Origin of the sequence: Janthinobacterium rivuli, from assembly GCF_009208735.1 — a bacterium.
In the GTDB taxonomy this organism is placed as follows: Bacteria; Pseudomonadota; Gammaproteobacteria; order Burkholderiales; family Burkholderiaceae_D; genus Janthinobacterium.
The window spans coordinates 1-951 of sequence record NZ_WFLJ01000048.1 but is presented as its reverse complement, the minus strand read 5'-3'; the positions used below and the strand labels follow the sequence as shown (position 1 = coordinate 951).

Annotated in this window: 1 protein-coding gene and 1 pseudogene; both read left to right on the top strand. The window is 62.5% G+C overall.

Going from position 1 to position 951, the window contains the following annotated elements:
* Nucleotides 1-692, top strand: a 692-nt coding sequence (locus GCN78_RS28805) for a thiamine pyrophosphate-dependent enzyme (RefSeq protein ID WP_226939876.1), incomplete at its 5' end; no start/stop codon positions are given.
* A pseudogene (locus GCN78_RS28800) lies at nucleotides 689-951 on the top strand (myo-inosose-2 dehydratase); the annotation flags it as partial. The gene GCN78_RS28805 and the pseudogene GCN78_RS28800, both read left to right, overlap by 4 nt.

The following is a 951-nucleotide window of genomic DNA, read 5'->3' as shown; positions in this document are numbered from 1 at the left end:
TCACGGGCAAACGGGAAGTCGCCGGCTTGCCGTACGACGGCGAAGTCATCGGCGCCGTGCAGCGTTCATCCAGCGACTCGACCACCCGCGACATCGTCGTCTGCGCGGCGGGGACGCTACCGGCCGAACTGCACAAACTGTGGCGCACGGAAACACCCGGTGGCTACCACATGGAATACGGTTATTCGTGCATGGGCTATGAAATCGCCGGCGGCCTCGGCGTCAAGATGGCCAGACCCGATGCCGAGGTGATCGTCATGGTGGGCGACGGCAGCTATCTGATGATGAATTCGGAAATCGCCACCTCCGTCATGCTGGACAAAAAACTCATCATCGTCGTGCTCGACAACCGGGGCTACGGCTGCATCAACCGATTGCAGCAGGCCTGCGGCAATGCCTCGTTCAACAATATGTTGCCCGACAGCGCCCCGCGTATCGACTTCGCCCTGCATGCGCGATCGCTGGGGGCGCTGTCCGAACACGTGGCCAACATCGCCGAACTGGAGCAAGCCATGCTGCGCGCCCGCGCCGCATCGCGCACCTACTTGATCTGCATCGACACGGACGACACGCGCACGACGCAGGAGGGCGGCTGCTGGTGGGAAGTGGCCGTGCCGGAAGTGTCCACCCAACCAGGCGTGCAGCTTGCCCGCGCCCGTTATGAACTCGACCGCCAAGGACAACAACAATGACTACATGGAATGTGAAGATCGGCATCAACCCGATCTCGTGGATGAACGACGATTTGCCGAGCCTGGGCGGCGAGACGCCGCTGGAAACGGCCCTCAAGGAAGGCGCCGAGATTGGTTATGTCGGTTTTGAGCTGGGCAACAAGTTTCCGAAAGACGCCCCGTCCCTGAACGCCGTGCTGGGCAAGTATGGCCTGGCCTGCGTCTCCGGCTGGTATTCGGGCCGGCTGGCGCACCGCTCCGTCGAGGAAGAGATTGCAGC